The sequence below is a fragment of the Trichocoleus sp. DQ-U1 genome, assembly GCF_039961925.1.
Lineage (GTDB): Bacteria > Cyanobacteriota > Cyanobacteriia > Cyanobacteriales > FACHB-T130 > FACHB-T130.
This window is the reverse complement of the sequence record NZ_JAMPKB010000032.1, coordinates 41,508-68,101: the sequence shown is the minus strand read 5'-3', so window position 1 is coordinate 68,101 and position 26,594 is coordinate 41,508. Positions and strand designations below refer to the sequence as shown.

The 26,594-nt window shown below is 48.5% G+C and carries 22 protein-coding genes; 8 read left to right on the top strand and 14 right to left on the bottom strand.

Translation table 11 applies throughout. The features are described 5' to 3' along the window. Nucleotides 1-343: 343 nt before the first annotated feature. Nucleotides 344-1,195, top strand: coding sequence for an ABC transporter permease (locus tag NDI34_RS15290; protein WP_190414967.1), 852 nt, complete (start codon nt 344-346; stop codon nt 1,193-1,195). A 335-nt stretch (nt 1,196-1,530) separates the two neighbouring features. On the opposite strand, the gene NDI34_RS15285 is transcribed toward NDI34_RS15290, so the two are convergent. From NDI34_RS15285 to NDI34_RS15275, 3 genes are all read right to left on the bottom strand, one after another. After that, nucleotides 1,531-2,535, bottom strand: coding sequence for a DUF1517 domain-containing protein (locus tag NDI34_RS15285; protein ID WP_190414968.1), 1,005 nt, complete (start codon nt 2,533-2,535; stop codon nt 1,531-1,533). A 339-nt stretch (nt 2,536-2,874) separates the two neighbouring features. Continuing rightward, nucleotides 2,875-3,096 carry a sulfur carrier protein ThiS gene (gene thiS / locus NDI34_RS15280; RefSeq protein WP_190426058.1) on the bottom strand — a complete coding sequence of 74 codons (222 nt, stop codon included), beginning with the start codon at nt 3,094-3,096 and terminating at the stop codon, nt 2,875-2,877. Next, nucleotides 3,089-4,198, bottom strand: a complete 1,110-nt coding sequence (locus NDI34_RS15275; RefSeq protein WP_348233082.1) for a thiamine phosphate synthase — start codon at nt 4,196-4,198, stop codon at nt 3,089-3,091. Before NDI34_RS15275 ends, thiS begins: the two co-directional genes overlap by 8 nt. A 564-nt stretch (nt 4,199-4,762) precedes the next feature. Between NDI34_RS15275 and NDI34_RS15270 the strand changes: the two genes are divergently transcribed. Both NDI34_RS15270 and NDI34_RS15265 read left to right on the top strand, forming a co-directional pair. Beyond that, nucleotides 4,763-6,715 (top strand): DUF1565 domain-containing protein, encoded by a 1,953-nt coding sequence (locus NDI34_RS15270; protein WP_348233079.1) that lies wholly within the window; start codon nt 4,763-4,765, stop codon nt 6,713-6,715. A gap of 120 nt (nt 6,716-6,835) precedes the next feature. Continuing rightward, a complete protein-coding gene (locus NDI34_RS15265; protein ID WP_348233078.1) occupies nt 6,836-7,489 on the top strand; it encodes a L,D-transpeptidase in 654 nt (217 codons plus the stop codon). Between the two features lie 74 nt (nt 7,490-7,563). On the opposite strand, the gene NDI34_RS15260 is transcribed toward NDI34_RS15265, so the two are convergent. Together NDI34_RS15260 and NDI34_RS15255 are read right to left on the bottom strand one after the other, a co-directional pair. Next, the gene (locus tag NDI34_RS15260; protein ID WP_190414972.1) at nt 7,564-8,121 is read right to left on the bottom strand and encodes a late competence development ComFB family protein; all 558 of its coding nucleotides are present in this window, start codon (nt 8,119-8,121) and stop codon (nt 7,564-7,566) included. 497 nt (nt 8,122-8,618) lie between these two features. Then, nucleotides 8,619-9,557 carry a M23 family metallopeptidase gene (locus NDI34_RS15255; protein ID WP_190426143.1) on the bottom strand — a complete coding sequence of 313 codons (939 nt, stop codon included), beginning with the start codon at nt 9,555-9,557 and terminating at the stop codon, nt 8,619-8,621. Nucleotides 9,558-9,784: 227 nt separating this feature from the next. On the opposite strand from NDI34_RS15255, the gene NDI34_RS15250 reads away from it, so the two are divergent. Further along, nucleotides 9,785-12,121: a cation:proton antiporter gene (locus NDI34_RS15250; protein ID WP_348233077.1), complete on the top strand. Its 2,337-nt coding sequence runs from the start codon at nt 9,785-9,787 to the stop codon at nt 12,119-12,121. 49 nt (nt 12,122-12,170) lie between these two features. Here NDI34_RS15250 and NDI34_RS15245 read toward each other — a convergent pair whose 3' ends face one another. Next, nucleotides 12,171-12,383 carry an RNA chaperone Hfq gene (locus NDI34_RS15245; RefSeq protein ID WP_190816162.1) on the bottom strand — a complete coding sequence of 71 codons (213 nt, stop codon included), beginning with the start codon at nt 12,381-12,383 and terminating at the stop codon, nt 12,171-12,173. A gap of 116 nt (nt 12,384-12,499) precedes the next feature. Here NDI34_RS15245 and dapF point away from each other — a divergent pair, with 116 nt between their 5' ends. Together dapF and NDI34_RS15235 are read left to right on the top strand one after the other, a co-directional pair. After that, nucleotides 12,500-13,339, top strand: a complete 840-nt coding sequence (gene dapF / locus NDI34_RS15240) for a diaminopimelate epimerase (protein WP_348233076.1) — start codon at nt 12,500-12,502, stop codon at nt 13,337-13,339. A gap of 144 nt (nt 13,340-13,483) precedes the next feature. Next, entirely contained in the window at nt 13,484-14,254 is a 771-nt protein-coding gene (locus NDI34_RS15235; protein WP_348233075.1) for a glutathione S-transferase family protein, read from the top strand. Between the two features lie 149 nt (nt 14,255-14,403). Here NDI34_RS15235 and NDI34_RS15230 read toward each other — a convergent pair whose 3' ends face one another. The 4 genes from NDI34_RS15230 to NDI34_RS15215 form a co-directional block, all read right to left on the bottom strand. Next, entirely contained in the window at nt 14,404-14,619 is a 216-nt protein-coding gene (locus NDI34_RS15230) for a hypothetical protein (RefSeq protein ID WP_348233074.1), read from the bottom strand. 105 nt (nt 14,620-14,724) lie between these two features. Next, nucleotides 14,725-15,495, bottom strand: coding sequence for a tRNA(His) guanylyltransferase Thg1 family protein (locus tag NDI34_RS15225; RefSeq protein ID WP_348233073.1), 771 nt, complete (start codon nt 15,493-15,495; stop codon nt 14,725-14,727). Then, on the bottom strand, nt 15,488-15,961 hold the full coding sequence (locus tag NDI34_RS15220) for an ATP-binding protein (RefSeq protein WP_348233072.1): 474 nt from the start codon (nt 15,959-15,961) through the stop codon (nt 15,488-15,490). Before NDI34_RS15220 ends, NDI34_RS15225 begins: the two co-directional genes overlap by 8 nt. 218 nt (nt 15,962-16,179) lie before the next feature. Further along, entirely contained in the window at nt 16,180-17,466 is a 1,287-nt protein-coding gene (locus NDI34_RS15215; protein WP_348233071.1) for a hypothetical protein, read from the bottom strand. 137 nt (nt 17,467-17,603) lie between these two features. Here NDI34_RS15215 and NDI34_RS15210 point away from each other — a divergent pair, with 137 nt between their 5' ends. Further along, nucleotides 17,604-20,177, top strand: a complete 2,574-nt coding sequence (locus NDI34_RS15210) for a dynamin family protein (RefSeq protein WP_348233070.1) — start codon at nt 17,604-17,606, stop codon at nt 20,175-20,177. A 166-nt stretch (nt 20,178-20,343) separates the two neighbouring features. Here the strand turns inward: NDI34_RS15210 and NDI34_RS15205 are convergent, their stop codons facing one another. The 4 genes from NDI34_RS15205 to bioB all read right to left on the bottom strand — a co-directional run bounded on the left by NDI34_RS15205 (nt 20,344) and on the right by bioB (nt 25,328). Further along, on the bottom strand, nt 20,344-22,593 hold the full coding sequence (locus NDI34_RS15205) for a transglycosylase domain-containing protein (protein WP_348233069.1): 2,250 nt from the start codon (nt 22,591-22,593) through the stop codon (nt 20,344-20,346). 208 nt (nt 22,594-22,801) lie between these two features. Continuing rightward, nucleotides 22,802-23,305 carry a signal peptidase II gene (lspA, locus tag NDI34_RS15200; protein WP_190414983.1) on the bottom strand — a complete coding sequence of 168 codons (504 nt, stop codon included), beginning with the start codon at nt 23,303-23,305 and terminating at the stop codon, nt 22,802-22,804. A 133-nt stretch (nt 23,306-23,438) separates the two neighbouring features. Next, a complete protein-coding gene (locus NDI34_RS15195; protein ID WP_190414984.1) occupies nt 23,439-24,023 on the bottom strand; it encodes a biotin transporter BioY in 585 nt (194 codons plus the stop codon). A gap of 219 nt (nt 24,024-24,242) precedes the next feature. After that, complete coding sequence (bioB, locus tag NDI34_RS15190) at nt 24,243-25,328, bottom strand: biotin synthase BioB (RefSeq protein ID WP_190431981.1); 1,086 nt, start codon at nt 25,326-25,328, stop codon at nt 24,243-24,245. 299 nt (nt 25,329-25,627) lie between these two features. Between bioB and pstC the strand changes: the two genes are divergently transcribed. Further along, nucleotides 25,628-26,545: a phosphate ABC transporter permease subunit PstC gene (pstC, locus tag NDI34_RS15185; RefSeq protein WP_190429946.1), complete on the top strand. Its 918-nt coding sequence runs from the start codon at nt 25,628-25,630 to the stop codon at nt 26,543-26,545. Nucleotides 26,546-26,594 lie beyond the last annotated feature (49 nt).

Below are 26,594 nucleotides of genomic sequence, written 5' to 3'. Positions count from 1 at the left end.
ACTGAAGAGTCAACATTCTCTGCGGATTGATTGCCTACTGCCATCAACCGAAGAAGCCAGCGATTGCCATTGACCACAACTTGCTGCCTTCGGCTTAACCCGAACTGACGTTATTTACCTGAATGCACAGATTTCCATTCTATAAGTATAGCCTTAATCCACGAAAATAAAGTATAAAATAATACAGGGATTTAAGAAATTTACAGAGACGTTACACTTGAGACGCGATCGCACTCTTCCAAAGATTCAATCGCATCCAGTAAAGTGAAGAAAGTTGGCATAGAGCGTGTAGCGAAGTGGCTGCTCTGTTCAGCATCGCAAATCCGACAAATGGTGAAATTGAATGACAGGCACCGTCAGCCATCAGCAGGAGGAAATCCCTTTAGAGATTATGTTGAAGCCCCAGGATAAACCTCGTATTTCTTGGCAGGTTATTTTCACACTGCTGATGTTCTTTTATATGTACCTGCCCATTCTGGTACTGACGTTTTATAGTTTTAACGAGTCTACCTATAGCGCCGGTTGGGAGGGATTCACCTTCAAATGGTATCTGAAGCTGTTTCAGGACACCCGCGTCCTGACGGCGCTGCAAAATAGCTTAACCGTGGCTTTGTGTGCAGTAGCGATCGCTGCCGTCTTAGGCACCATAATGGCAGTTGGTTTAGCCCGTTATACCTTTCCGGGGAAAACCTTGTATCGCGGCGTTTCTTACCTGCCGCTGATTATTCCCGATATTGCGATCGCTGTTGCCACGCTGGTATTTTTAGCCGTTATTGGTATGCCGTTGAGCTTGTGGACAATTGTGGCAGCTCATGTCGTCTTTTGTCTTGCCTACGTCGCCTTGGTGGTTTCTTCTCGAATTAGCGGTTTAAACCCCCACTTAGAAGAAGCTGCCCTCGATTTAGGGGCGACGCCAGTACAAGCCTTTATCCAAGTGTTGCTTCCAGAATTAATGCCAGCAATTATTTCCGGTTGCCTGTTAGCCTTTGTCCTCAGCATGGACGACTTTCTCATTGCTAGCTTCACTGCCGGTACGGGTGCCACAACATTACCGCTAGAAATCTTTAGCCGCATCCGCACTGGCGTCAAACCGGATATCAACGCTCTCAGCGTGATGCTGATGATTGTGTCAGGTTTTGTCGCTTTTGTTGCTGAATTGCTCCGCTACCGCAGCGAACAAAAACGCTTTAAATAGCTTTGAATTTGTAGAGATGTCACTACTTCTTATTTCGGGATTTTAAAATTTAACAATGAACAAAAAATTGTCATAAGTTAAGCTATTTGTTGGTAAAATTATTCAATGAACTTAAATTTAATTCTTCCTATATAGGAATTTAATTTGCTTTAAAAAAATGCACAGATTTTCATTATTTAATTAATACTAATAATACCAGCTCAAGGGAAAACAGTAAATTATAAATGGCTCCTATTGAGCCGCTGTCAAAATTGAAAAAGGAGGCTGATTACCAGCCTCCTTTTCAGGAGAAATAGATAGGGGCGCATAGCAAGAGTGCCCGTATCCGTTGAGGGTTAAACAAGTTTGAGATTGGGATACTCAGCCAGCAAATCATCAGAGGTAAGCGTGTCGCCTTCTGCCTGAGGTGCCCAGAGAATTTCTACTGCAAGTAGGCGATCGCTCCCGATGCCACCAATCTGACGCAAGGCTTGACGCAAATCGTCAGTGCTGTTGATTTTCGGCAGTTGCAGATTGCCTTCGGCACCCACCAAAATCGTCACAATAATGTATTCACTAGGGCCTTCTGCCATCATCTGATTTGCCAGCTTGCCAGCTTCCTCAGATCCCGCCGGTAAAGATGCTTTGGGCGTTGCTGCCTTGAGCTGATTATTGACGTTCGAGAGAGTCTCTTCGGTGACTTTGCTGCGTTCACCCAGAGCTAGCTGATTAAACTTGGCTTCTGCGGCTTGTAACGCTGTTTGCTGAGATTCTGCTGCCCCATACACCCAGTATTCCGGGTGACGTAGCAAAGCTAGGGTACTTTCTTGAAGCACTTGGGCACGACCGATGGCGGAACTCATATCAGATGTACGCGCCAACTCGTCTAATTCTCCTTGCAAGCTGCGAGCTTCTGCCAAAAGACCCACTTGCACCTCTGCCACAGAAACTTTGGGATTGCCGTAGCCCAGCGAATCGGCTTCCCCTGCGTCACCAACACCCACGCGACGGAAGCTGGAAACCAAGAAGTTAGCGATCCCCAGGAAAATCAAAATCGTAAACAGACCGCCAAATCCGCCCCCGATGCCAAAGAAGGGAAATAGCAACGGGAACCCAAATCCACCCCCAAATCCACCCCCAGGATAAGGAGCCGGATAGTATCCGCCGGACGGTGGCGCGTAGGTGCGGCTAGGAGGCGAATAGCTGCGGCTGGGCGCTCTAAAAGAACCCCCTCCAATCCGACCGCCTGAGCGAGCTGCTAAGGCTCCGTCAGCATGACCTAGCGTCAGGGTAAGGATCAGACCAAAGACGAACAAAGATTTCAAAAGGGGTTTAATTGCTGAAAGCAGTTTATTACGCATACATACTGTGCCTATTCAATCTGATTAAAACTGTAGCGGCTGGCAGCAACTCCTAGCATCTTCCTAACTATCGAGCGATCCGAGCTACATCTTTAATGTATCGCCTCCACCCGACTGGCGCGGGATCAATGCGGGGCGGATTTCCTCACGGGGAATCCGTACTCGAAAGGATGACGGATGAGGGATAACGCGAATCGCTGTGCGTTACCCAGGAACTGGACTAGAAACCACAGATGAAAAGTACAGTATGGGGAGTAAATCTTGTGGCTGTTTTCCGAGAAACAGCCGGGAATTTATCTTCAGCCATTCCTTGTTCAATCTTCATCTCTGAGGTTCCAATTAGCCGCCGCCGACGATGGTGACGATTTCAATCGCGTCCCCCTCTTTGATCTCCGTTTGCGACCAAAACTGTCGATGGAGAATCTCACCGTTGTACTCAACCGCCACTAGGCGAGGATTTAACCCCAGATGCTCTAACAACTGGGGCAATTTAGTGTCGGGCGGGCAGGTGCGGGGTTCCCCATTCACTTGCAGCGCGATTTGACCAGACGGACTAAACATAAGATTGGGGAACGCGAACATCAACAGAGCGGAGAGTTTGCAGACGACTCAGCTGGGAGAGGAAATACTGAGTCATTAACATCGGCTGATCTGCCTGCATGATGGCGCGAACCGCTGCCACTCGTTCGGCTCCCGCCTCCAGCACATCATTTAAGTTATTCGCATCAATGCCCCCAATGGCAAACCAGGGAATCGAGGCATTTTCAGCCGCATAGCGGACATAATCCAGACCAGCAGCAGCTTTATCTACTTTGGTTGGAGTTTCATAAACGGGGCCAACTCCGATATAGTCAGCACCCTCCTGGATAGCTCGCTGCATTTCTTCCGGGTTCGTGGTGGAGCGACCAACCAGGCGTTGTGGCCCTAGCAACTGTCGGGCGAGGGCGATGGAGATATCTTGTTGTCCCAGATGCACGCCATCGGCATTCACTGCCAAAGCCAGATCCACCCGGTCGTTCATGATAAACAGGGCACCGTATTGATGGCATAGCTGGCGGAGTTTGGAAGCGTGGGCGACTCGCACAGAATCGTCGGCAATTTTTTCGCGATACTGTACCAGAGTCAGTCCCCCTTGCAGGGCGGCTTCAACGATGGAAAATAGCTGTTCTGAGGCAGAAGTAACGAGGTATAGATGCGATCGCAACAGCACCTGATGTCGCTGGTAAGCCAGCAAATTGCTCTCCAACGTATACACTCGATAGCGCAATTGCTTCGCCGCAGCGCCTAGGTCGGGGTCGTAAAGCTTGCTATATTCTTCCAGCACCCGCAGGGCTTCTTCCACACGAGCAAAATTGGCTTGCAACAGCTGCTGAATGCTAGAGCGCTGTTGTTCTTGAGGATGGGTCAACTCCGTGCCCGCATCACCTGGGGTATCCCGTGCAGCCCGAAGCTCCATGCCATGCCATTTGGCTAGCTCCTGCCGCATTTGCTTGCATTCATTGACTAATTGGGAGCTATTCACGCCAAAGCGACACCATTCTTCGATAATCCGCAAGCCTTCTCTGGCTCGGTCTAAATTGGCGTCTAGAATGCGGCAAACCGCTGGCTGTGCTTGTATGAGCAAGTCCCCAACTGGCTCTCGAACGCTGTGTTTCTCGCCCATCGCAACCACTCCATTATTTTTCATCGTAGCAGTCTAGTTCCCTAATTTCTGAAATCCGTGAAGTGACAGGGTAGCACGTACCAACCAAATTTCCTCAATTGCCCCATATATTTTATCCAACTGAATAAAAAATAGAATGCGGGGATTAACAAGGTTGAGCAAAATGAACAATGCTGATATCGTGCGGATTGTGAACTAAGTCATGTGAACTAAGTCAGTGACATTTCGTCTATGGTTAGGAGCAAGTAGCGTCCTTATCCCAAGTCTTTAGCCTACTGTTTTCTAGTTTTTTGTACCTACCTATTTAAGAGCGTTTAACAGCAGTATTATCATTCAAAGAATGCCCCCACAGAACTTTCTTTTGAAATGCCCAGCGAATTCCTCGCTTTGAAGAGGATGCTCAGGTTGATGAGCTGTTAGCTGTTGGGGTCTTTTTAGAAATGTAAGAAATGTAAACAAACAGGTAGCCTCTATCCCAAAATAGGGGTGCATAGACTAAAACTAGGTGCTTTCTTCCATCAGCCTTTACCGATAGTGCAGTGCCAACTTGAGAGGAGTAGAGCCGTGAGTTTGAGATGCCCCCACAATCATCAATTAAATGCCCTAGTCAGAAAATGCCGCCCGTCTATTCGTACCAGTAGCATTTTCCTAGGATTAGTGACTGCGATCGCAACCCCGTGGCTGGACGTTACAGCAATCCAGGCACAGCCTACGGTGGCTCAGGTTCCTCCGGAAGGGCAAACGCAGATGTCACAAATGAATCGCTTGTATGTCAACCCCGCTGCGGGAAATGACAGCAATGGCACTGGAGACGAGCAGGAACCGTTCCAAAGTATTACTCATGCCTTGCAGGTCGCTCAGCCGAACACCGCCATCGTACTGGCACCCGGCACCTACAGCACCGAAACGGGTGAAACCTTTCCCTTAAGACTCAAAGCCGGTGTAACGATTCAGGGCGATCGCGGCACCAAAGGGGAGAATATTGTCATCCTCGGCGGCGGTCAGTTCCTCAGTCGCTTCTTTGGCGGTCAAAATATCGCGATCGCTGGGGCAAATCAGGCAGGGCTGATGGGCGTCACGGTGACGAATCCGAATCCACGAGGTTACGGTCTTTGGATTGAATCCACCAGTTTGATGGTGGCGGATAACACTTTTACGGGAAGTAAGCACGATGGAGTTGCCGTCACTGGCAATAGTGCCCCCACCATTCGCAACAACTACTTCTATGAAAACGGGGGCAATGGGATTACGATTTACGGGACTTCCCGACCGGAAGTGCGGGAGAACGTGTTTGAAAATACGGGATTTGGCATTAGTATCGGTCATAATGCTGCCCCGCAGCTAATTGCCAATCGCATCAGTGGCAACAAAGATGGGGTCGTCGTAGAAACCAAGGCAACACCTGTTCTCCGGAATAATATTATTGAAAATAACGCTCGTTACGGGTTAGTGGCAGTTTCCCAAGCCCGTCCTGATTTAGGAACTGCTGGCGAACCGGGCGGCAATATTTTCCGTGCCAATGGTCTATTGGACATTAACACCAAGGCTTCAAGCCAGGAGATTCCTGCCTATGGGAATGAGATTACTGCCAAAACGGCAGGACGCATTGACCTGACGGGCATGGCAATCCCCCCCACCCCGCTTGTAGAGGCTCCCATTGCCAGCGGGCTTCTGAAGCCGCTTCCCACCGCTTCCCTGCCGCCACAGGAAGCCCTGGCACCGATTCAGCCAGTAGCGAGGAATGGTGGAAGTTCTCAATCTTTGCCACTCCTCTCTAACCGCCCGAACTCAGAGATTTTAACTCCAGTACAATCGGTACCCACTGACAGCACCGGGATTAAAATTTCCGTTCAACCGCCTGCCCCAACCTCTCAGCCAGCAAGAACGTCAGCTTACGGATTACCAACATTGCAGCCTCCGATGGTGCCGCCCCAGCAGCCCAGAGCGACAGCGTCTCCCTTGCCGATATCGCCTGTGCCCCAGACTGCACCCCTAGAAATTCCCGCGCCGCCTCCGGTTGCTCGGTCGCCGTTGCCGACTTCCCGGTCGCCCAGAGCGACGACATTACCAGCGCTACCGTCGTCAGCTTCTACATTACCGGCGCTACCGTCATCCGCCCCGTCTCAACCGTCGCCGGTTCTACCCCGGACTCTGGACTTTGGGGCGGCACCCCAGGAGCCTCTCCAAGCTTCGGCCTCCTCAGATTTGCTGCCAGTGCCAAGTCCGGATGTTCCTTTGGGGAATATCGGCAACAGTCGGGCGGCTAGTGGGAGAGTGCCCCGCCGAGCTGGGGGTAGTCAACAAGCTCTAGGTTTGCGTTATCGGGTGGTGGTGGATACTCAGAATTCGCGCCAAGAGGCTTTAGTGCGATCGCTTGCACCCGATGCCTTCCGCACGCGCTCCAACGGTCGGACGGTGATGCAGGCGGGAGCTTTTAGCACCCGCGATCGCGCTTTGGAAATGCAGCAAATGCTCAACACGAAAGGTTTAGCAGCCACGATTGAGTCAAGGAATTAATATTGTTTGTCAGGGGTTGATGGTTAATTGTCCGTTGTCATTGACCCCGGATGATTACCCACGACCCAATGTTCTACAGTTGGTTATTTTGACCCGTAATCATTCTTAGCTCAGACCGTTATGCCAAGAGATGAGTCGCTCTCTCGAAGCTTGATGCTAATTTGTTTTGGAACAGCGGTGGTGTTGTTCTCAGTTTCTAGGCGGACAAGTTCTTCAAGGGTGACGACCGTCAGCTTGGATTCCCCGATTCGGAGTCAGCGCCAGGTCGGCAAGTTGGCAAGTTGGCAGCTTGGAGAATTGTGGAGTAAAAATCGATCTTCAAATAGCCGCTCAACAGATCGGGAATATTCAGTGCTAGAAACCGCTCAGGCGGCATCCGCTTGGCAATCGTATCTCGTTGTCGATTTGAGCGATCGCCTGGTTTATGTTTACCGTGACGATCGGCTGCAAGCCAGTTACCCCGTAGCGGTGGGGCAGTTAGGTTGGGAAACGCCCACGGGTTCGTTTCAAGTTTTGCAAATGAACCAAAATCCGGCGTGGCGTCAACCGATTACGGGTGAAGTTATCCCATCTGGGGCGAATGATAATCCCTTAGGCGATCGCTGGATTGGTTTTTGGTCGGATGGGCGTCATCAAATTGGGTTTCACGGCACCAACGAAGAACACCTGATCGGGCAAGCAGTCTCCCACGGCTGCTTGCGAATGCGAAATCAAGATATTCGGATGCTTTATCAGCAGGTCGCGAAAGGGACACTCGTACTGGTTCGCAGGTAGGAGGGAAAAGTTTTGAGTTTTGAGTTCTGAATTAATCACTCAAAACTCAAAATTCATCATTTATAACTCTTCCATTATTCGTTGCTATGGTTACTGGATTGAGGTTCAAAGCTAGGTGCGTAGGTTTGGAGTAAGGAACTCACCTGCTTGAACACGTCACTGTCGTTCGCTTTGCTGAGCGCTTGCCGTTCTGGGAAAAATTCGGGACGATCCAGATTCCGGGCGATCGCTTCGCTCACTTGCTGGGTAATCAGCTCTTGAAGTTCATCCTTTGCCCGCATTCGCTGATAGCTAGCACCTTCCTCCGTCGTGGCATACAGCGGAGGCAAGCGATTGAGCGCGTAGGCGGCAATATCGCCGACATCTAGAACGCGATCGCTGGTTGCCTCAATTTCTGCGACTCTGGCGATCGCTTCCGTCAGCACCAACTCTTCCATGACATTGATGAACTGTTTTCGAGGAACTGCAACCACTTCCCCAGTTAACAGTGCGCCCATCAGACGGTCTAGAGCCATGTATTCTTCAATCGAAAGCTCAGAAGCCGTGTCACAGATGCGCCCCACCTCTGCTTCCATCGCTGGCGTCAGATAACCATCCTGCAGGGCTTGTTCAACAATTTTTTCAATACTCATCTAAAAATCCTGCTGGATACCCCATCCAAACTGTTTTGGTTGGCTAGGAAAGCGAGGCAGGGATTACCGCTTCCCTAAAAGTGCGTGCCCGTTTTCGAGTGTTGATACGCCCTCAACGAAGCCGAAACCTGCGTTGATGTCTTTTCGCCCATGCCCACTCATCTATCCTGGCATAACCAGCGCCTCAAAATACGCAAAACTACGCAGGCTTAACATCAGTCGGTTAGCGAACTAACAATATTGCTTTGACATTGGGAATTTTCGGGATTTTTCCCAAAGGCTATTCAACATTTACGCTTCTCAGATGACTATCTACAATCCCCGTCCGCAAAGCTTTCGCTTCGGAAAAGCCTACACTAGCTCCCGGTGGGATAGTCGAAGACATTGAAAAATGCTTCGCAATCTCGTTTCGGAGAGGCAACCCTGCCACAATCTTTCCTCAATACAACACCAAATACATTAAAACCTAAAAAAATTCATCAAAACTTCAAAAAACCTCATTCAACTCCTTGAGTTCTCCAAGGTACTGGGTCTACGGCAAGACTATTGACATACAATCCCCAATGTAAGTGAGGACCCGTTGAAGCTCCCGTTGAACCAATTGCCCCAATCACCTGTCCCGCTTTTACAAAATCCCCTTCCTTGACATCAATCCGGCTCAAGTGCATAAAAATACTGGTGACGCCTTGACCGTGATCTACCCCAATTACATTTCCGTGAACTCGGAAACCCTGAGCAACCCGTCCCACCAGCGCCACTCTTCCCGATGCTGGTGCTGTTACCGGCGAACCATACCCACCCGCGTAGTCAACCCCGCGATGGTAGTAGTCATTCGCAAACTTGCCATTGTAGTAACGGCGAACCCCGTAAATACTGGTGATGCTACCTCGGTTCGGCTTGAGAAAAGGACCATTCCAGAACTTTTGCGGCGTCACCAAATTTTTAAAAGCTGCCACGCGGTTGAGTTCAAATTGGGTTGCTGATTGTCCGGCTTTTCCGGGGGGTAGGGTAATCCGTTGCACCGGGAAATTGCGCGATCGCAATGGCAACGACAGGTTTTTGACTTCCCCATCACCAGCAACCCGAATTTGTAGCGTTCCCGGCTTGTCTAAAGGCGTTGTCGGTAGCAAGACTCGAAAGCGATTTTGACCGAGGGAAAACGCCCGGTAAGTCTTCTGTTTGAAAGAAACCGTGGGACTCTGCGAACCAGGAGAGTCCGTCTGAATCACGACCGAGAGCGTATCCCCAAGCTGGGGATTGTTGGGTGCCACCTGTACCTGCAAAGCTTTGACAGGCAAAGCAGTAGAAACTAAAAAAGCAAAAGGCAACAGAAAGAATTCTTTGTTTTTACGGTTCGCTTTGGACTTTTGACTGGACAAGAGTGTAGAAACCAGCCGCCGGTCATGGCGAGATTGAAGCAGAGTCTTAAGCGACATCACAGGCAATTTTCTCCGAGCCAGTAATTGACAAAGCGTCTATGACCTTGTCTATGACCTTTATTACTAGCGGATAGACTATCACCTTGCCTGGACTGTTTCCACCGCCTTTCCTCAATTGATCCCAGTTGCCCAATAGAAACCTGAGGCAATGGCGTTAGCACAGTCCATAAAACTCTGTATTCTAAGTTTATATACCTTTATACTTGTTCTCATAAAACAAACTTGTGCAAGAAGACTTTAGACTGATTGTTGACTTAGTATCTGTTTTGGCAGCAGCAGCCGTTGGTGGAGTGGTATCAGCGCTGCTGCGGCAACCTGCCTTACTGGGTTATATCGTCGGCGGAATCGTCGTTGGGCCTGCGGGGTTGGGACTGATTAAAGAATTGGTTCAGATAGAAACCCTGGCTCAATTTGGTGTCGCCTTTTTGTTGTTCGCCTTGGGCGTTGAGTTTTCGTTTGCGGAATTAAAAAAAGTTAAAGGCATCGCCTTGGGTGGAGGCGGACTACAGATTGCCCTGACAATTGCAGTCACGGTTGCAGTCTGTGGACTCACTGGAGCGTGGGGTACCTTACCGGCAAAGGGTGTCTTCCTGGGGGCAATTCTGTCTTTGTCTTCAACCGCAATTGTCTTTAAGTGTCTGATGGAGCGAAATGAGACGGGGACGCCTCACGCTCAGGTGATGCTGGGGATTTTGGTGGTACAGGATTTGGCATTGGGGTTGATGCTGGCTGTCTTGCCAGCGCTGGATCAACCGCCAGAAGCGATTGGCAAGGCTGTGGCTTTAGCGCTGTTACAGATTGGGTTATTTGCGGCTGTGGCTGTGGCAGCAGGCATCTGGCTGATTCCTCCCTTGCTGCGCCTCTTGGCTCGAACGGAAAGCCGGGAGTTGTTTCTGTTGGGCGTGGTGGCGCTGTGTTTGGGGATTGCGTTGCTCACGGAGGCTTTGGGTCTTTCGATTGAAATGGGGGCATTTGTCGCCGGGTTAATGATTTCGGAGGTGGAATACGCCGACCAAACCCTGACTTATGTGGAGCCGTTGCGGGATGTGTTTGCGGCACTGTTTTTTGCGGCGATTGGGATGCTCATCGACCCGATTTTCCTGTGGAACAACCTAGAGTTAATTCTGGGGCTGGTTTTACTGGTTTTTGTCGGCAAGTTTTTGATTGTGACGCCGATTGTTAGAGCGTTTGGCTATCCGCTGAAAACTGCGGTAATTGCTGGTTTGGGGTTAGCTCAAATTGGAGAATTTTCGTTTGTTCTAGCCAGTGAAGGACAAGCTTTGGGGCTGGTTTCTCGGCGGGTTTACTTGCTGATTTTGGGCACGACTGCGGTGACGCTGGTACTGACGCCTTTTGTGATGCGGCTGGTGCCAAAATTGTTGGAGTTGCCTTGGCTGAAGCCATATCTAGATCCGGTGGATGACCCGATGGAAGTGGCGGTAGATGCGCCTTTGCAAAATCATGTGGTGGTCTGCGGTTATGGACGGGTGGGACGAAATCTGATCAAACTGGTGCAGGAGCATAACTATCCAGTGGTAGTGATTGACCAGTCGGAAAGCCGGATTCAGCAGTTAAGAGAAGCAGAAGTTTCTTATGTTTATGGCAATGCGGTAAGTTTGCACGTACTGGAAGCTGCGGGGGTAGATAAGGCGAAGGGGATGGCGATCGCGCTTCCCGATCCGATGAGTACCCGCCTTTGCCTCAAACGCGCTTTAGAATTGGCTCCGGATCTGGATATTGTCGTTCGCGCTAACCACAACAACGATATCGAACTGCTTTATCAGTTGGGGGCGCGAGAGGTGGTGCAACCGGAGTTTGAAGCGAGTTTGGAACTGGCGGCGCATCTATTAGCCGGTAGTGGATTGCCGACATGGCAGATCCAGAAGGAAATGCAGCAAATTCGCAATAGCCATTACCTGGCATTGCGTCCAGAGCGATCGCCTTCGGAGATTGCTCATGACTTACAAATTGCCACTGCCGAAATGAATAGCAAGTGGTATTCCCTCCCACCCAACTCTCCCCTGATTGGGATGACGCTACAGGAGACGGATATGCGCCGATTGACGGGTGTCACTTTGATGGCAATTCGGCGAACTGGTGGGGAAGAAGTGGACTATCCCGACAAGCAAACTTCTCTGGAAGTGGGCGATCGCCTCTTGGTGGTGGGAGAATCCAACGAACAAGCTGCTTTTAATCAACTGGCAAACGGTGAAGTGGCAATCCCAAGCCAAACCGCTCCCTGTCAGTGGTTGCAGGTTCCAGAGGCCAGCCCAGCTGCCGGAAAACCGCTCTCCGAACTGCATATGCGCCGCCAGTACGGGGTGCAAGTGCAAGCAATTCGGCGAGATGGCAAGTTCATCCGCTTTCCGGGGGGCGACACCGAGCTGCAAGCGGGCGATCAGCTGCTCTTATGCGGTGGCAGTTTTCCCCTCAATCAAGTGCAACAGTTGTTGGCACCCGAATCTGAGCCTCCTGTTTTCCCGGTGCCTACGTTCCAGGTGCCAGTGAGCGAAGCGATGCCAGATTATCTTCCATCCGATCATCAGCGAACAGGCGAATAAAGGGAATTGATAATTGGGGAAAAAGTGATTGCCGATTCCTGATTACCAATTATTTTGGCTTCACATAAGCGATCGCGTGTCGCCAAACCAGCGTTTGCTGATTCGATTCATCTTGTAGACAAATACAGTTCTGATCTTGCCAACGCAGTTTACCAACGAGTACATCGTTCGTGAGGAGTTTCAGTTCAACCCTTTGTCCCTCTTTCACAAATGTTTGGACGAGACGAGTGCTTGGTAAGCCTGTTTCCAGTTCAGTTGTCATGATGCAAGATTTTTCCTAATGCGAATTGCCAGATTTAAGGATTAAAGGACTGCCATTAACCATTACCCATTCCATAGTTTATGCTAATCGAAAATTGCGAATCGAAGGATTGCTAAATGGGAATCGAGTTTACGAAGTATCACGGACTGGGCAACGATTTCATTCTGATTGACAATCGTTCCTCATCAGAACCCAAGGTAACGCCAGAACAAGCGGTCAAGTTTTGCGATCGCCACTTCGGTATCGGTGCCGACGGCGTGATTTTTGCCATGCCGGGACAAGATGGCACCGACTACACCATGCGGATTTTCAACTCCGATGGTTCCGAACCGGAAATGTGCGGCAATGGCATTCGCTGTTTAGGCAAATTTCTCGCTGATTTAGAAGGAAAATCTACTCAAGAAACTCAATATCGGATTCATACCCTGGCAGGTGTCATGACACCGCACATCAAGCCGGATGGGAAAGTCACCGTCGATATGGGAATGCCGGGACTACTAGCCGAGGAAATTCCCACGACGCTTGGTGCCCCCAACGAAAAAGTAATCGCTCAACCTTTAGAAGTCGCTGATGCTACTTGGTTGGTCACTTGTGTCAGTATGGGGAATCCTCACTGCATCACGTTTGTGGAGGATGTTGCCGCGATTCCTTTAGAAAAGATTGGCCCCCAGTTCGAGCATCATCCTGTTTTTCCCAAGCGGACGAACACCGAGTTTATTCAAGTGGTGCGCCCGGATTACCTGAAAATGCGGGTCTGGGAACGCGGTGCAGGGATAACTTTGGCTTGCGGCACGGGTGCTTGTGCGACTGTGGTCGCTGGAGTGTTGACCGGAAAGAGCGATCGCATTGCCACCGTTGAATTACCCGGCGGCTGTTTAGAAATCGAATGGTCGGAAATCGACCAGCGAGTTTACATGACAGGGCCAGCGGAGCGCGTATTCGCAGGTCAGATATAATCCGATGTGCTTTTTCTTAGCCTTTCGATAAATGGGGATTGGGGGAGCAAAACTCGAACGGCTCTGTTGGTTTGATTCCCCTAGTCCCTCGTTCAATTGCCGGGAATTACACTGTAAAGTTGCACATCGCGCCATCTAGCAAAAATGCAAAAGCAGCCAGAAAAGGCTCCCCGACTCATCACTATCTCAGTCAGCCATTACTGTGAAAAAGCACGATGGGCATTAGAACGGCTTGAGGTTCCCTACATTGAAGAACGCCATATACCGCTTTTTCATCGGCTAGCCACCCGCAAAAGTGGCGGCGGACAAACGACTCCGGTTCTGGTGACGGAATCGGGTACTTTGAGCGATTCTTCGGACATCTTGCAGTATCTAGATGGCATGACGACTGAAAGTACAAAGTTTTACCCAGCCGATCCCAAACTGCGCCGCGAAGTGAAAAAACTCGAAGATTTGTTCAACAAGCAGCTCGGCCCCAGTATCCGTCTTTGGGCGTACTTTTATTTGCTAGATAGTCGCCAGTTGATGCGGCGGCTGTGGTGCGATGGTGTACCCCCGATTGAGCGGGCGTTATTTCCAATTGTCTTTCCGTTGATTCGCGAGGCGGCACGGCGAGGCTACAATATCACGGCAGAATCGTCAGCCAGCGCCCACGACAAGATTAAACGCATCTTCGAGAACGTTAACGCGCGGTTGGCAGATGGACGTTCCTACTTAGTTGGCGATCGCTTCTCGGCAGCAGACCTCACATTTGCCTGTCTCGCGGCTCCGGCTGTATTGCCTGCCGAGTATGGGGCGAGTCTGCCTCACTTAGATGAGTTGCCCGATGAGATTGCAGTGGCAATTAAAGAGTTACGAGAAACCTCGGCGGGAGCTTATATCTTGCGCCTGTTCCATGAGGAACGCCAGGGGTAAGGGTTTGTTGCAACTGAGCGTGGGAAAGTGAAAGTGGGAAGCGATCGCATCAGGATTTCTCTCGCCCACACTGGCAAATTCATCTGAGAGGGCAATCACCCGATTCAAATGTTCCGGCTTGAGATGGCGGGGAACTTGCATCCCTCCTGCTAGCCAGCCTGAGTGCAGTGCGGTTCCATATCCAGGCTAAATTTGTTAAATCTGATGGATAATATTGGCTCATTGCAAGCCGCTTGACGTGCAAATTCAATTTTCCGTCCAGTCATGGAACTAGAGCGATCGATTACCAAACCTAAATTGAGCGCGGGTCTTTTGAGATCCCTACAGCCAACAGGCGGAACAATTCTTCTCAGAATCTCCAGCATAGTTGGGCGATTTCAATTAATCGCAGAACCTAGAGGAATTAATTCGATTTGAGGCATAAGCATGCTAAGGATATCTCTTAAATATGAGAGTGCCAGAAGCCTGCCTCAAACTTCCGTTGCCATTTGTTCAATGTCGAGGATCTGGCGAATAAACTGCCCATAAACGTCTTTCATGGGTAGTTCCTTATCCAGCTTGATCCGGCGTCGCTTAACCACAACCGCTTTGTCTTGAATCGGATTGTACCCTTCTTTTTCGTATTCTTCCCAATACAGACCTACTCCCCGCCGCTGCCAGGTAGGTAATTCGTTGAAATTAATTCCGTATTGAAAGAGCAATTCGTTTTTAAACCCCACCGATTGCCCTTCCAGCGCCGCCGTTGCCTGTGCGGCGCTTTTGCCTGCCTTACGTAGCGTCCAGTAACACCAACCATTCAAGGCGCAGCGCGTGGCATCTGCCTGACGCCAACTAAAGTAATCCACTACCTGTGACTTGTTGGGTGCTAGCCAGACGCGACTATCGAAATTTACGATCGTTTGAGCAGCATGGCTAAAGGTCGCGCTGGCAATACTGGCAGAAATAGAGACAATTTTTTCCAAACTGCGGTCAAAGAAATCCCAGTCTGGACGAAACAGCACGGAGATTTCATCGCTTTCCGTATAAGCATAGATGCCGTGGAGTTCTTCTAGCAACGCCTTGGTGGTTTGCACCATCAGTTTGTGGAACTGATGGTCAAACGGCTTCTCAAATCGTGCCTCAGTGAACCGCGAGAACCCGCGACCATCTAGGCGAATTACCACCCAGCATCCGGGTAACAGACGCAGGTTGTGGAAATATTCGAGCGATCGCATTTGTTTCTCAAACGTATCACTATCCATCAGCAACCTCATCTTCAGTCCACCCACGAACCTCAAAAGCGAAGTCACCAGCTATCCGCACGTAGAACAGTTGGTGAAAGCCTTCATTATAAGAGGGGCGTTGTAGCTTTTTGATTGTCGCGTAAATCGCTACGTCTGGCACCCGTTTTTTACCTAAGCGCTGCTGGTTACGTTCCCGGCATTGACTCACCGACGATTTAAAGTAATAACCGATAATTTCGGCTCCATACATACAGCCCAATTCAATGAGAAGCGCACGTTCTTCTACGGTTGGGTTAGTATTATCCACAACAACCGATTGTCCCATTTCAAGTGTTTCTTTAATAAGCTGTGTCTGCCTTCTAGAGCGGTTTTTGTTGTTCCGCAACAAATTCTTGCTAACCAGCTTATGCGTTTCAGCAAAATGAGTGTGATAGAAGGTACTTTTCCCAGAAGCCTGCAAGCCGATAAAAATGACTAACTGCATAGACAATAGCCTATCAATAGCCCTTATTTAAGCATAGAGTTTAAAATAAAGGAAATTTTCAAGTAATGGTAATTGCAATTTTAAATTAACACTTAGCAATTTACTCTTAAAAAAATTGCGAATAGAAAAATTAGCGAATACCATCAACTGTTATTTGAATGGAGAAGGCGATCGCACTCAGTCAAATTTGAGCGATCGCATCTTCGTATATTTAAATTTTACGCCGTCACTGCCTCGTCTTCAGCTTCATCTCTGACTTTGAAATACCAGTACAGGTTAGCAACAGCTAAATTTGAGGCTTTCTGTAAATTTGAGGGTAATAAAGTTTTATAACCTGCGATCGCAGCTTGCTGACTAATATAAGATTCTGGCTCTCGACGTAGTTCAGGCTGCATCATAAATTGAAGCTGATTGCAAAGGGATACGAAATGAGACTTTTGCTTTAAATTTTCATAGAGTAAATGTTCTGGAGGTACTGCCAAAGCAGTTGTATCTGTACTAACTGTGACTTCTGAATTGCTAAAATCAGCACTTTGGAGTAATTTTAGTTCTGAAGGTGGGAGGCTTTGCACCCAATCAACTTGATTTTGCCAAGATTCTAGTACAGCCAGATCGTGATCGTGAATACGGGTAATTTCAGGAAAGAGAAAATCCAGCTCATCCTCAGTTTCACAGCTATTAATAACATTGAGAGAATCTTGACAGATTTTGTTTTGGAGGTGCGACAGGCGATCGCTTACAGCAGAAGGCTCATTCTGCACCTGATAAGTTGTAATAATTGCCTGCTCAATTGCCCAAGCACATTCCAACCTGCGAAGCTGGCCAGCCGAACAGGTTGCTTCTAACAGCTCACTGCTACCATAATCAGCTAAAGCCTGAAATAACATCCCTCTAGCACCATCAATTTCAGCATTTCTACGGTTCGCATCTTGTATTTGCATTGCAGAGCGAAGACGGTGAAGCGCCTGAGTAAATAGCCCGTAAGCTCGAATTAAAATTGTCCGATGGTTCCTGAATTCGACATCCTGAGCAACTTGCTCAATCAATTCTTTAATTTCTGCACCTTGGTCTTTTAAAGCTTGTTTTAAATCAATAAAACCTTCTTTGACTTCCAGCCTTAGCTGTCCTACTTCTTTTCTCAGTTTCATTGTCTGGTGCAGGTTCACTGCTGCCAATGCCCCCACAGCCATCGTTCCAACCCCAATAAAGGCTGTAGTTGCTTGCAGCACTCCTAAGCTTGTCTGGATACTTTGCAGTCCAGCTTGGACAGCTTGAAATCCCATGTGCGTTTGATACATCTGCACTCCACTTGTAACCAAGTGTAAAGGGCTTACCAGCGGCGATAGAGGGCTATTTTGGGCTACAGCACCGATGGCATGGGCGACAAACTGACCAGTAGATGCGTCTCTAGCCATGCCTATTGGGACTCCTGCTGATGTAAAAACTTGCACATATTTACCAGCCTCGATAGCAGCCTGAATTGCAGGAGCAAATTGAAAATACATATTTCTACGTTGTTATTAGTTAATGTTTTCGAGCCTAGCTTGTCTTACTCGGCGAAGATAACCGTATTTCCACGGAGTTAGTTTCTGCTGAATCTGGGAATACTAGAGTACAAATACGCTATAGGCTCACAGACTTTATGGATATTTCACTGGTTAGCTCTGAAGCTGTTGATTTGTTGTCGCGAATTACTGGACAAAAGCTGCGTAAACAGGATCTGACTCCTCCGGTGATATTTTTAGCAGCTTTGATAACCGTTCTGTTGGGAGTGATGCTTTTAGATGGCGCAGTCACAGATGAGGAAAAGCGACGCTGGCAGCAAACCCTTAATCGTTTTATTCCCTCAGAGGATGCGCGTCAGTTATCACAACTGATGAGTAAGGGAGTCCGACAGAATCAAGTTTATAAAAAACTGAATGAGTTGCTAATCCTAACGGCTCCGTTTTCAGAATCAGAAAGATTGTTGTTGATTGGCTTTGGCTATGAAATGTCAGCAGCAGATGGGGATATGGACGCCCGTGAGAAAAAGTATTTAGAAGTAATTGCTAATCGGTTAGAGATTAACCCACAACACTTAGCAGTTTTAGAAGCTGGATTCAGTCATCAAGGTACTGTGGAACCAGCAGCTTTAGAGGAGGTTCAGTCTTTACTAGATCCCGCTCGCTTCCACGCGCTTGATGCAGTATTTATCAAAGCTGCTAATGATCTGTTGGCGATTCTACCTGCTAAATCTAAACAGCAAGCCAAGCAACAACAGCGCCTAAACTTGCCCTATGAGGAGCTACAGCGGTTTCAAGGGTATCGGCAACAGTTAGAAACCGCTTCTAAGCAACTTGCCGAGATTATCCAAGAAGGCACGAATGAGGGTGTACTGCTTAACAATCTAGCAGCACAAGTAGAGCAAGCGTCTCAGAAATTGAGTTCTCAGCGCTTCCGAGTGGCAGTTGTAGGAGAGTTTAGCCAAGGAAAATCAACATTATTGAATGCTTTACTAGGTGAAGAAATTCAACCCGTTAGAGAGATTCCCTGTAGCGGTACGGTGACAGTTCTCAGATATGGAGAGCAAAAACGGGTAATTTGCCGTTATAAAGATAAACGAGAGGAAGAAATTCCATTTGAACAGTACAAAATTAAAGCAGCAATTTCAGAAGAAGCCGCCTTGGATTGCGTCAGTGATGAATTAGCTCGTTCTGATATTGAAGAGATTATTTTTGAACATCCCGATTTAGAGTTATGCCGAAGTGGTGTTGAAATAGTGGATTCTCCTGGGTTGAACGAACATCCTGACCGAACTGCGATTACTCAACAACTACTCAAAGATACAGATGCCGCGATTTTCCTAATCAATGCCTCACGTCCTCTAACTCAAGGAGAACGCGACTTGATCCAAGATTTGAAGACTCAATTAAATGGTGGGAAGACAGATGAGGCTGCCAACAATTTGTTTGTAGTTGTGAATTTTATGGATCTGTTGCGTAGTGAAAATGGTCGGCAGCAAGTTCGACAACGAATTGAGAGGTTTGTTCAGGGTCAAAATCCTATCGTAGCAGGTGAAAACCGCGTTCATTTCATTTCGGCTCAAGCGACGCTGGATGCAATTTTTGCGGGAACTGAGGATGATTATCTGAAAGCGTTTCAGAATTTTACCGGGTCTATCGAGAAGTTTTTAACAACTGAGCGTGGATTGATAAAACTTCAGCAATCGACAACCGGGCTTAATCGGATTATTCAATCTTGCTGTGATGAGCTAAATCAATTTGAGGGAATTTTAAATGGGGAATTAAAAGTTTCTGAAGAAAATAAGCAAAAACTTTTAGAACAAATGGGTGAGTCTAGCGGTCGTGATGTCAAAATTAAGCTTTTAGCAGCTCAATTGGTAGAGGAATCAACTGATGAAGCTATTGATTCTTATAATGAATGGTGTGAAGAATTAGGTGATATCATGGCTGAGAACAGTGAAGGCTGGACTTCTAACCATAATCAGAAAAAGAAACTGTTTCAGGACTATGCTAAGCAGTTCTCCACAGATATATCCAAGGAATTTAACACTTGGGTAGATGAGAGTATAAAAGGTTCTATTTTACTACCAAACCTAGAAGTATTAAATACGGAAATACGTCAACACATAGAAGCAATTCAGGAAAGTATCCAAAGCTTTGATTTAAAAATTGGCTCTAACCTAAGTGACCAGTTTGACCTCTCGCTTTCCGCTGCTGGAGTCGAGATGAACCTTGCTTCATCAAGTAACTTGGATGATGATACAAAGGGAATTGGTTTATTTGGCAGTTTAGGTACAGGTGGGGCAGTAGCTGGGGCGTTACTGGCATTTACAGGTCTTGGTCTTGTTCCAATAGCCATAGCTGGAGGGGCGGCAGCTGTTGCCGGGTGGTTATTCGGTGAAGATGAAGAAGAACTTGAACAGCAAATAAAACAACAAGTTTCTGAGCAAGGTTTTGACAAGTTTAATGAATCGACGCAGGAAGTTTTTGACAAGGTTAGCGAATACATTGCCTCTGTTTTCCACAAACGTTCAAAAGTAGCAACAGAAGTAATTGAGCAAGCAATCTCCTTATCTGAAAATTTGTTAGTGCAGCAGGAGAAAGCTCATACGGAAACCCTAGAACAACGTCAAGCTAAAAAAGCTTTTCTCTCTAAGAAGCGTCAGGAACTTGACCAGGTACAAAAGAATATTGAAGCAACCCTTCCTTGCTAACAAGTTAACAAAGTGGAAAGAAAAGCAACAGCCTATTTAACAGCAGATGTTAAATAGGCTGTTGTAGCGAAAAATAAGGTTAACAGGAAAAGGAGTAAGTGGAGCGATCGCATTCTCCTCAATCTCAAAGAGCGATCGCACCCGTGAAAATATCTAGCAACATAGCTTAACGCACTACTTGCCGCATATAATTTGCCCAAACTTGGGCAGCTTGTCCGCTACTTCCTCGCGTTGGAGTATTGTCGTCATTTCCCAGCCAGATGCCGGTGACGAGATCCTGACTGGGAACGTAGCCAATAAACCACAAGTCAACGCCGCTATTCGTAGTACCCGTCTTCCCCACCTCTCCGAATCCAATCGACGCCGCCCGTGCCGTACCCCCTCGCACTGCGCCCCGAAGCATATTCGTCATCGTATCTGCGATTCCCTGTGACAGCACCCGCTTTGTCGCCCCGGCTTCCTCCTCGAAAGAGTAAATCACCCGGCAGGTTTGCGGATTATTGAAATCTTTGCAATCGCTGCTGTCCCGAATCCGCTGAATGGCGTGGGCGCGATTCCAGACGCCGCCATTTTCCAAGGCACCGAAAGCCCCCGTCATCTCCAAGACAGTGGTTTCGCTTTGCCCCAACACCAAACCGGGAACCGGATTAAGCGGCGTTGTGATGCCCAGTCGCCTCGCCATCTCCACCACCCGATCTAAACCGACATCCTGCGCCACCCGCAGCGCGATCGCATTCTCAGACTGGGCAAGCGCGGTGTACATATCCGTCCCGCTACCCCCTACTCTTTCGCACCCCCGAAAGCGTTGACTCTGCCATACTATAGGGGCGCAAGAATAAAACTTTCCCGGCGAGTTACCTTGTTCAAGTGCTGAAGCGTAGGCAAAAATTTTGAAGGTGGAACCCGGTTGTCGCTTGGCTTGAGTCGCGCGATTAAATTGACTTTTTTGAAAATCTGTGCCACCGACCAAGGCGCGAATTGACCCGTTGCTGGAGTCGAGGGTGACAATTGCTCCCTCGGAGAACCTGTAACTTCCCCCAATGGTATTAACTCCGTTGCGGAGGGCAGTTTCCGCCTTTTGCTGAGTCTCCAGATCCAGATTGGTTTCGACAAAAAAATTGCCTTCTTTTGCCAGTTGCTCTCCCAACAAGAATTGGAGTTCGGTGAAAACGTAGCTGTAAAAATAGGGTGCCTTGATACTAGCCAAAGCTTCTCTGGCTTTAGGGCTAACGTCAATACGCGATCGCCTTGCTCGTTGAGCTTCTTCCGCACTGATAAATCCTAAATTTGCCATGCGGTTAATAATGCGATCGCGTAGTCCAATCGCCGTTTTATAATCCCGAATCGGATTAAAACTATTCGGTGCTGGCAAAATCGCCACCAGCGTCGCCGCTTCAGAAATATTTAAGTCTCTGGCAGATTTGTCGAAATAAAACTGAGCCGCATCCTCAAACCCGTTCGCGCCAACCCCCAAGTAGATGCGGTTCAGATAATTCCGCATGATCTCGTTCTTACTGTAGAACGTCTCCAGCTTTAGAGCGACGATCGCTTCCTTAATTTTTCGTCCCGCGCTATCTTCTGTCCCCACATACTCCCGAAACAAACTCCGCGCCAACTGTTGCGTAATCGTGCTACCGCCTTGACGAATTCCGCCTCCCTTGACATTCGTCACCACCGCCCGTAGCGTGCCAACGGGATCGACCCCGAAGTGCCAGTAATAGCGACTGTCTTCTGATGCAATCACCGCTTGAGGCAGATACTTAGAAAAATCTGATAATCGCCCTAGTTCCCGGTGCGCTATCGTTCGGGGACGCTGTAACGGCGTTCCGTCATCAGAATTAATTACTACTGGCCCTTGTACGCCAGCGGGCAAAGGTCGAATCGGAATATTGCGCCACTCAAAAAGAATCCACAATGCCAATAAACTGGTCAGCCCACCCACCCCATAGAGGGCGTAACGAGTCGCCAGGACGTACCAGGGGGGCGGATTGTGGTATTGAAGCCGAACCGCATCCGCCAATTCCGGTGGTCCTAGGGTGAGGATATCGCCGTGGCGTAGTATGAGGCTATTGAGCCGCCGTCTCCCTCGGTAGATGCCATTGGTAGAGTTTTCATCTTTAATGACAAAGGACTGCCCGCGCCGTCCTTCTCGGTTTAATGAAAGATGAATCTGACTGATAACTGGGTTCCGCACCACGATATCGCAAGATTTAGAACTGCGTCCCAGTAAATAGCGATCGCCCAATAGTGGATAAACCTCTGCCTTAGCAGCACCGGCATCCTGCACCCATAGTTCCGGCACTCTGGCATTGGGCTTCAGCGCCAGCGCATTAAAATTTACCTTAGCTTGAATGGTCTGTACTGCCTGAGTTAGTTGACCCAGGATGGTTTTAGGCGGTTGTTGGGGTGAGGTCATGTCAGAGGCAAAAGGCTCAATGCGACAAGCAAGAGGTTTGTACTAAATATTCTAATCTCTTGCCTAGGGAGGCGTTGTGAAAAAGAGAAAGAGCTTACAAAGATAGGTTTTAACAAATCGTCTTTTAAAAAACTAAAGAAGGGAATTAATTATCAACGGAAAAATCAGCTTTCTCCCACTTCCCTCTGCTTCCTCTGCCCTCATCTCTTCAGCGTGGTCTGCCAGATGAGGAAGGTTGATTCCAAAACCAGGCAATCAATAAACACACCATGCCTACATTAATAAACATATCTGCCAGATTAAATACTGCAAAGTGAATCAGCCGAAAATCCAAGAAATCAACGACGCAACCATTGAAAAATTTGTCATTGATAACGCAACTGTTGAAAAATCGGTCAATTCCATTGCCCACCGCTCCACCTAAGATAAAGCCACAGCCTAATTGTTCCCAACGATCCAAATGGGGGTTTACTAAAGCGAATCCGATCAAGAATAGACTCACCCCCAAAGAAAGCCAGGGCAACCAAACTTCTCCTTGAAACCAGCTAAAAGCTGCCCCAGGGTTCAATTCATAGGTAAAGTGGAATACATTAGGCCACAGCGCCCACGTTTCTTTATAGACAAAATTCTGCACCACCCAATATTTAGTTACCCGATCCAGAATCAGACTAACGAAAGCGGCGAGCCAAAAATAGTGATTTTTAAAATTCATTGTAATTATTCATTAGTCATTAGTTATTCGTGATGAGTGATTAGTCAATCGTTCTTTAGTAATCAGTATCGGTAGACTATCAACCCACTACCCCATGACCAACGAGCGCTTGACTAATGACCGAACCAACGACTTAATAAAGCATTAGCTGGCGTAAGAAATAAGCCAAGACTGTCACTGCACAAACAATTGCCATTTGGGCTGGTAAAGGATAGACGGAGTATTTCAAAACTGCTTCCCATAACGGCAGTAATACCGCTCCCAAGGTTAACAAATGGGTCACGATTAGATAAGTCAAACCAGTGATATGGATGACCAGCAACCCACAAATACAGCTGAAGGACAAAGACTCCAATCGCTGCGGTGCCTTAAAAGCCACTAAGCCACATATCCACGCACCCGGAATAAAACCTAGTAAGTAGCCAAAGCTGGGTTCTGTGAGATAGTCGAGACCTCCGCCTTGAGAAAAGACTGGAAACCAGGGAGTGAGACCCAACGCCAGGTAAGCAATTTGAGAGAGTGCCCCGGCATTTTTACCGCCCATACAGCCAACTAGCAGCACGGCACCGATTTGATAGGTCACGCCCAGCGAGTGAGTTTGAATCCCTTGCTGAGACCAATTCCAAGGAAGGCTGGGGACATACGCTTCCAGAAACGTACCACCAATCGTTAGGAGTAAGCCAATCAAGGCCCACAGTAGTTCAGTGGGAGCAAACACAAGGGTAAAGAAGCAGGGGAGTAAAAGAGCAGGGAAGTAAAGAAGCAGAAGCGTCAAAGAGCAGAAGCGTCAAAGAGCGAGGGAGAAATAGTCCTCAGTCCTCAGTCCTCAGTCCTCAGTCCTCAGTCCTCAGTCCTCAGTCCTCAGTCCTCAGTCCTCAGTCCTCAGTCCTCAGTCCTCAGTCCTCACCAGGAGCGGGGAGTCCCGCCCCTAAAGCACTCATACCTTAGCAGTGTATTCGCCGGGAATGGGTGCTTCGCCGCCCGTCAGCCCTAGGGATTCGAGCATAGCATGGTCTTGCTCTGGCGGTTGCCCGATGGTGGTGAGGTAGTGTCCAATCAGCATGGCATTCATTCCCGCTTGAAAGCCCATTGCTTGGAGTTCTCCCATCACGGCTTCCCGTCCGCCAGCGTAGCGCAGAATTTGTTCGGGCAGGATGAGGCGGAAAATGGCGATCGCTTTGAGGGCTTCATAAGGATCGATTTTTGGGCGATCGCTTAGGGGTGTCCCTTCTCTGGGATTTAATAAATTCAGCGGTACGGATTCGACTTCCAATTCCCGCAACGCCAACGCCAGATCCACTCGGTCTTCCCAGCTTTCCCCCAATCCCATAATTCCACCCGTGCAGGCTTGAATTCCCGCAGCTTTGAGATTTTGGATGGTTTGGACGCGATCGCGCCAAGTATGAGTCGTCACGATTTGCTCAAAGAAGTTCTCCGATGCCTCTAAATTATGGTTGTACCGCGTTACCCCCGCCTCAGCTAGCGCCTGAGCTTGTTCTGGCGTCACTTCTCCCAACGCACAGCAAGGTTTAATCTGGGTTTCGGCAATAATTCGGCTCACCGTTTCCAGAATTTGTTCAAATTCCGTCGATTTGGGGCTGTTGTACTTAATGCCGCGTCCTTGAGAAACTAAACAAAACCGCTTTGCCCCGGCTGCTTCAGCTGCTTTGGCTTGGGCAAGAATCTCCTCGGTGGATTTCAAGCCATAGATTGGCGAGTCTTGACCGGGGTGGTGAGCAGACTGGGAACAGAAGCCGCAATTTTCCGAGCAATTGCCAGATTTCACATTGACAATGCTGCATAAATCGACTACGTTTCCGCAACAAGCTTGACGGACTTTGTCGGCTGCTTCGCATAGCAGCAAAATATTTTCTTCACCTTCAATTTGGGATAGAGCGATCGCTTCAGCTCTCCCAATCCGCTCGCCAGCAATAATCCGAGAGGTCAGGTTTTGCAGCCATTGCCGCAGTGACTCCTGAGACTTGCTGTTAACATCCACGTTTGACACCGATGCTTGAACCACGTTCGGCCCTTTTGATCGTATTTATTGAAACGATGGCATTTTATCACTTGGTTTGCAGACAACTAAAGCCATACCTTAACCTGACCTTTACTCTATCCTTTACGATTAGACGGTAGGCTAATAGCAAAACTGCCCCTGCTAAGCTGGAATGTCTGGCAATTGAAAAAATTGCATTCTGAGTAAAAAAAATGGTACGGGTCTAGCTTGCATCAACGAATACAAGCGTTTATTGCTTTTACTAACCAGTGTCTGAGGAAAATAATCCCGTGAGTTCCGTGACCTCCGGTTCGCAGAAAATTATGAAACCCCGCTCCGATTGGGATCGGACGATGGATCGGGGCTTTATTTGGCTAACTCGAATTTTTGCGTTTGCAGTTGCTGCAACCTTGATTTGGATAACGGTACAAGTTGCAATTAAAGCTTGGCCTGCGATTACAGAATTTGGGTTTGGCTTTATTACCTCCACCAATTGGGACCCAGTTCGCAATCAGTACGGAGCGCTGCCTCAACTATACGGCACGATCGCTAGCTCAGCGATCGCCCTGTTGATTGCCGTGCCAGTGGGGATTGGCGTCGCCCTTTTTCTGAGTGAAGATTATTTGCCGCCACGAATTCAGGTGGTAATTGTTTTCCTCGTAGAACTGCTAGCAGCGATTCCCAGTGTGGTCTATGGTTTGTGGGGAATTTTTGTTCTGATTCCCCTTTTGAAGGTCGTAGGTAACTGGCTTAACGCATCTTTGGGTTGGCTGCCCATTTTTAGCACGCCGCTGCGTGGCCCAGGCTTGCTCCCGGCAGCGCTCGTCCTCGCCATTATGGTATTGCCGACTATCGCAGCCCTTTCTCGTGACGCCCTCATCTCGTTACCTCCAGACTTGCGGCAGGCGTCAGTTGGGCTGGGAGCGACTCGTTGGGAGACCATTCTCAAAGTGCTACTCCCGTCCGCTTTCTCTGGAATTGTGGGCGCAGTGATGCTGGCACTGGGTCGAGCTTTGGGAGAAACAATGGCTGTAACGATGTTGATTGGGAATTCTAACAACATCAGTCCTTCTATCTTGGCTCCGTCCAACACGATTGCTTCCCTACTCGCCAACCAATTTGCAGAAGCAAGCGGTCTGCAAGTGGCAGCCCTAATGTATGCTGCGTTAATTCTATTTGTCCTCACGCTGTTAGTGAATATCTTGGCTCAGATACTCATTGAGCGCGTCCAGCGAATTTAATCCGTTCCTTGTTCTGAGATGACAGCAGACTTGCACAGGCGGGTTTATC

What these genes read in the sequence shown, in the direction of transcription:
- NDI34_RS15290 (WP_190414967.1), top strand. Translation starts at nt 344, where the DNA reads ATGACAGGCACCGTCAGCCATCAGCAGGAGGAAATCCCTTTAGAGATT.
- NDI34_RS15285 (WP_190414968.1), bottom strand. Translation starts at nt 2,535, where the DNA reads ATGCGTAATAAACTGCTTTCAGCAATTAAACCCCTTTTGAAATCTTTG.
- thiS (WP_190426058.1), bottom strand. Translation starts at nt 3,096, where the DNA reads ATGTTTAGTCCGTCTGGTCAAATCGCGCTGCAAGTGAATGGGGAACCC.
- NDI34_RS15275 (WP_348233082.1), bottom strand. Translation starts at nt 4,198, where the DNA reads ATGGGCGAGAAACACAGCGTTCGAGAGCCAGTTGGGGACTTGCTCATA.
- NDI34_RS15265 (WP_348233078.1), top strand. Translation starts at nt 6,836, where the DNA reads ATGCCAAGAGATGAGTCGCTCTCTCGAAGCTTGATGCTAATTTGTTTT.
- NDI34_RS15260 (WP_190414972.1), bottom strand. Translation starts at nt 8,121, where the DNA reads ATGAGTATTGAAAAAATTGTTGAACAAGCCCTGCAGGATGGTTATCTG.
- NDI34_RS15255 (WP_190426143.1), bottom strand. Translation starts at nt 9,557, where the DNA reads ATGTCGCTTAAGACTCTGCTTCAATCTCGCCATGACCGGCGGCTGGTT.
- NDI34_RS15245 (WP_190816162.1), bottom strand. Translation starts at nt 12,383, where the DNA reads ATGACAACTGAACTGGAAACAGGCTTACCAAGCACTCGTCTCGTCCAA.
- dapF (WP_348233076.1), top strand. Translation starts at nt 12,500, where the DNA reads ATGGGAATCGAGTTTACGAAGTATCACGGACTGGGCAACGATTTCATT.
- NDI34_RS15235 (WP_348233075.1), top strand. Translation starts at nt 13,484, where the DNA reads ATGCAAAAGCAGCCAGAAAAGGCTCCCCGACTCATCACTATCTCAGTC.
- NDI34_RS15230 (WP_348233074.1), bottom strand. Translation starts at nt 14,619, where the DNA reads ATGCTGGAGATTCTGAGAAGAATTGTTCCGCCTGTTGGCTGTAGGGAT.
- NDI34_RS15225 (WP_348233073.1), bottom strand. Translation starts at nt 15,495, where the DNA reads ATGGATAGTGATACGTTTGAGAAACAAATGCGATCGCTCGAATATTTC.
- NDI34_RS15220 (WP_348233072.1), bottom strand. Translation starts at nt 15,961, where the DNA reads ATGCAGTTAGTCATTTTTATCGGCTTGCAGGCTTCTGGGAAAAGTACC.
- NDI34_RS15215 (WP_348233071.1), bottom strand. Translation starts at nt 17,466, where the DNA reads ATGTATTTTCAATTTGCTCCTGCAATTCAGGCTGCTATCGAGGCTGGT.
- NDI34_RS15210 (WP_348233070.1), top strand. Translation starts at nt 17,604, where the DNA reads ATGGATATTTCACTGGTTAGCTCTGAAGCTGTTGATTTGTTGTCGCGA.
- NDI34_RS15205 (WP_348233069.1), bottom strand. Translation starts at nt 22,593, where the DNA reads ATGACCTCACCCCAACAACCGCCTAAAACCATCCTGGGTCAACTAACT.
- lspA (WP_190414983.1), bottom strand. Translation starts at nt 23,305, where the DNA reads ATGAATTTTAAAAATCACTATTTTTGGCTCGCCGCTTTCGTTAGTCTG.
- pstC (WP_190429946.1), top strand. Translation starts at nt 25,628, where the DNA reads ATGAAACCCCGCTCCGATTGGGATCGGACGATGGATCGGGGCTTTATT.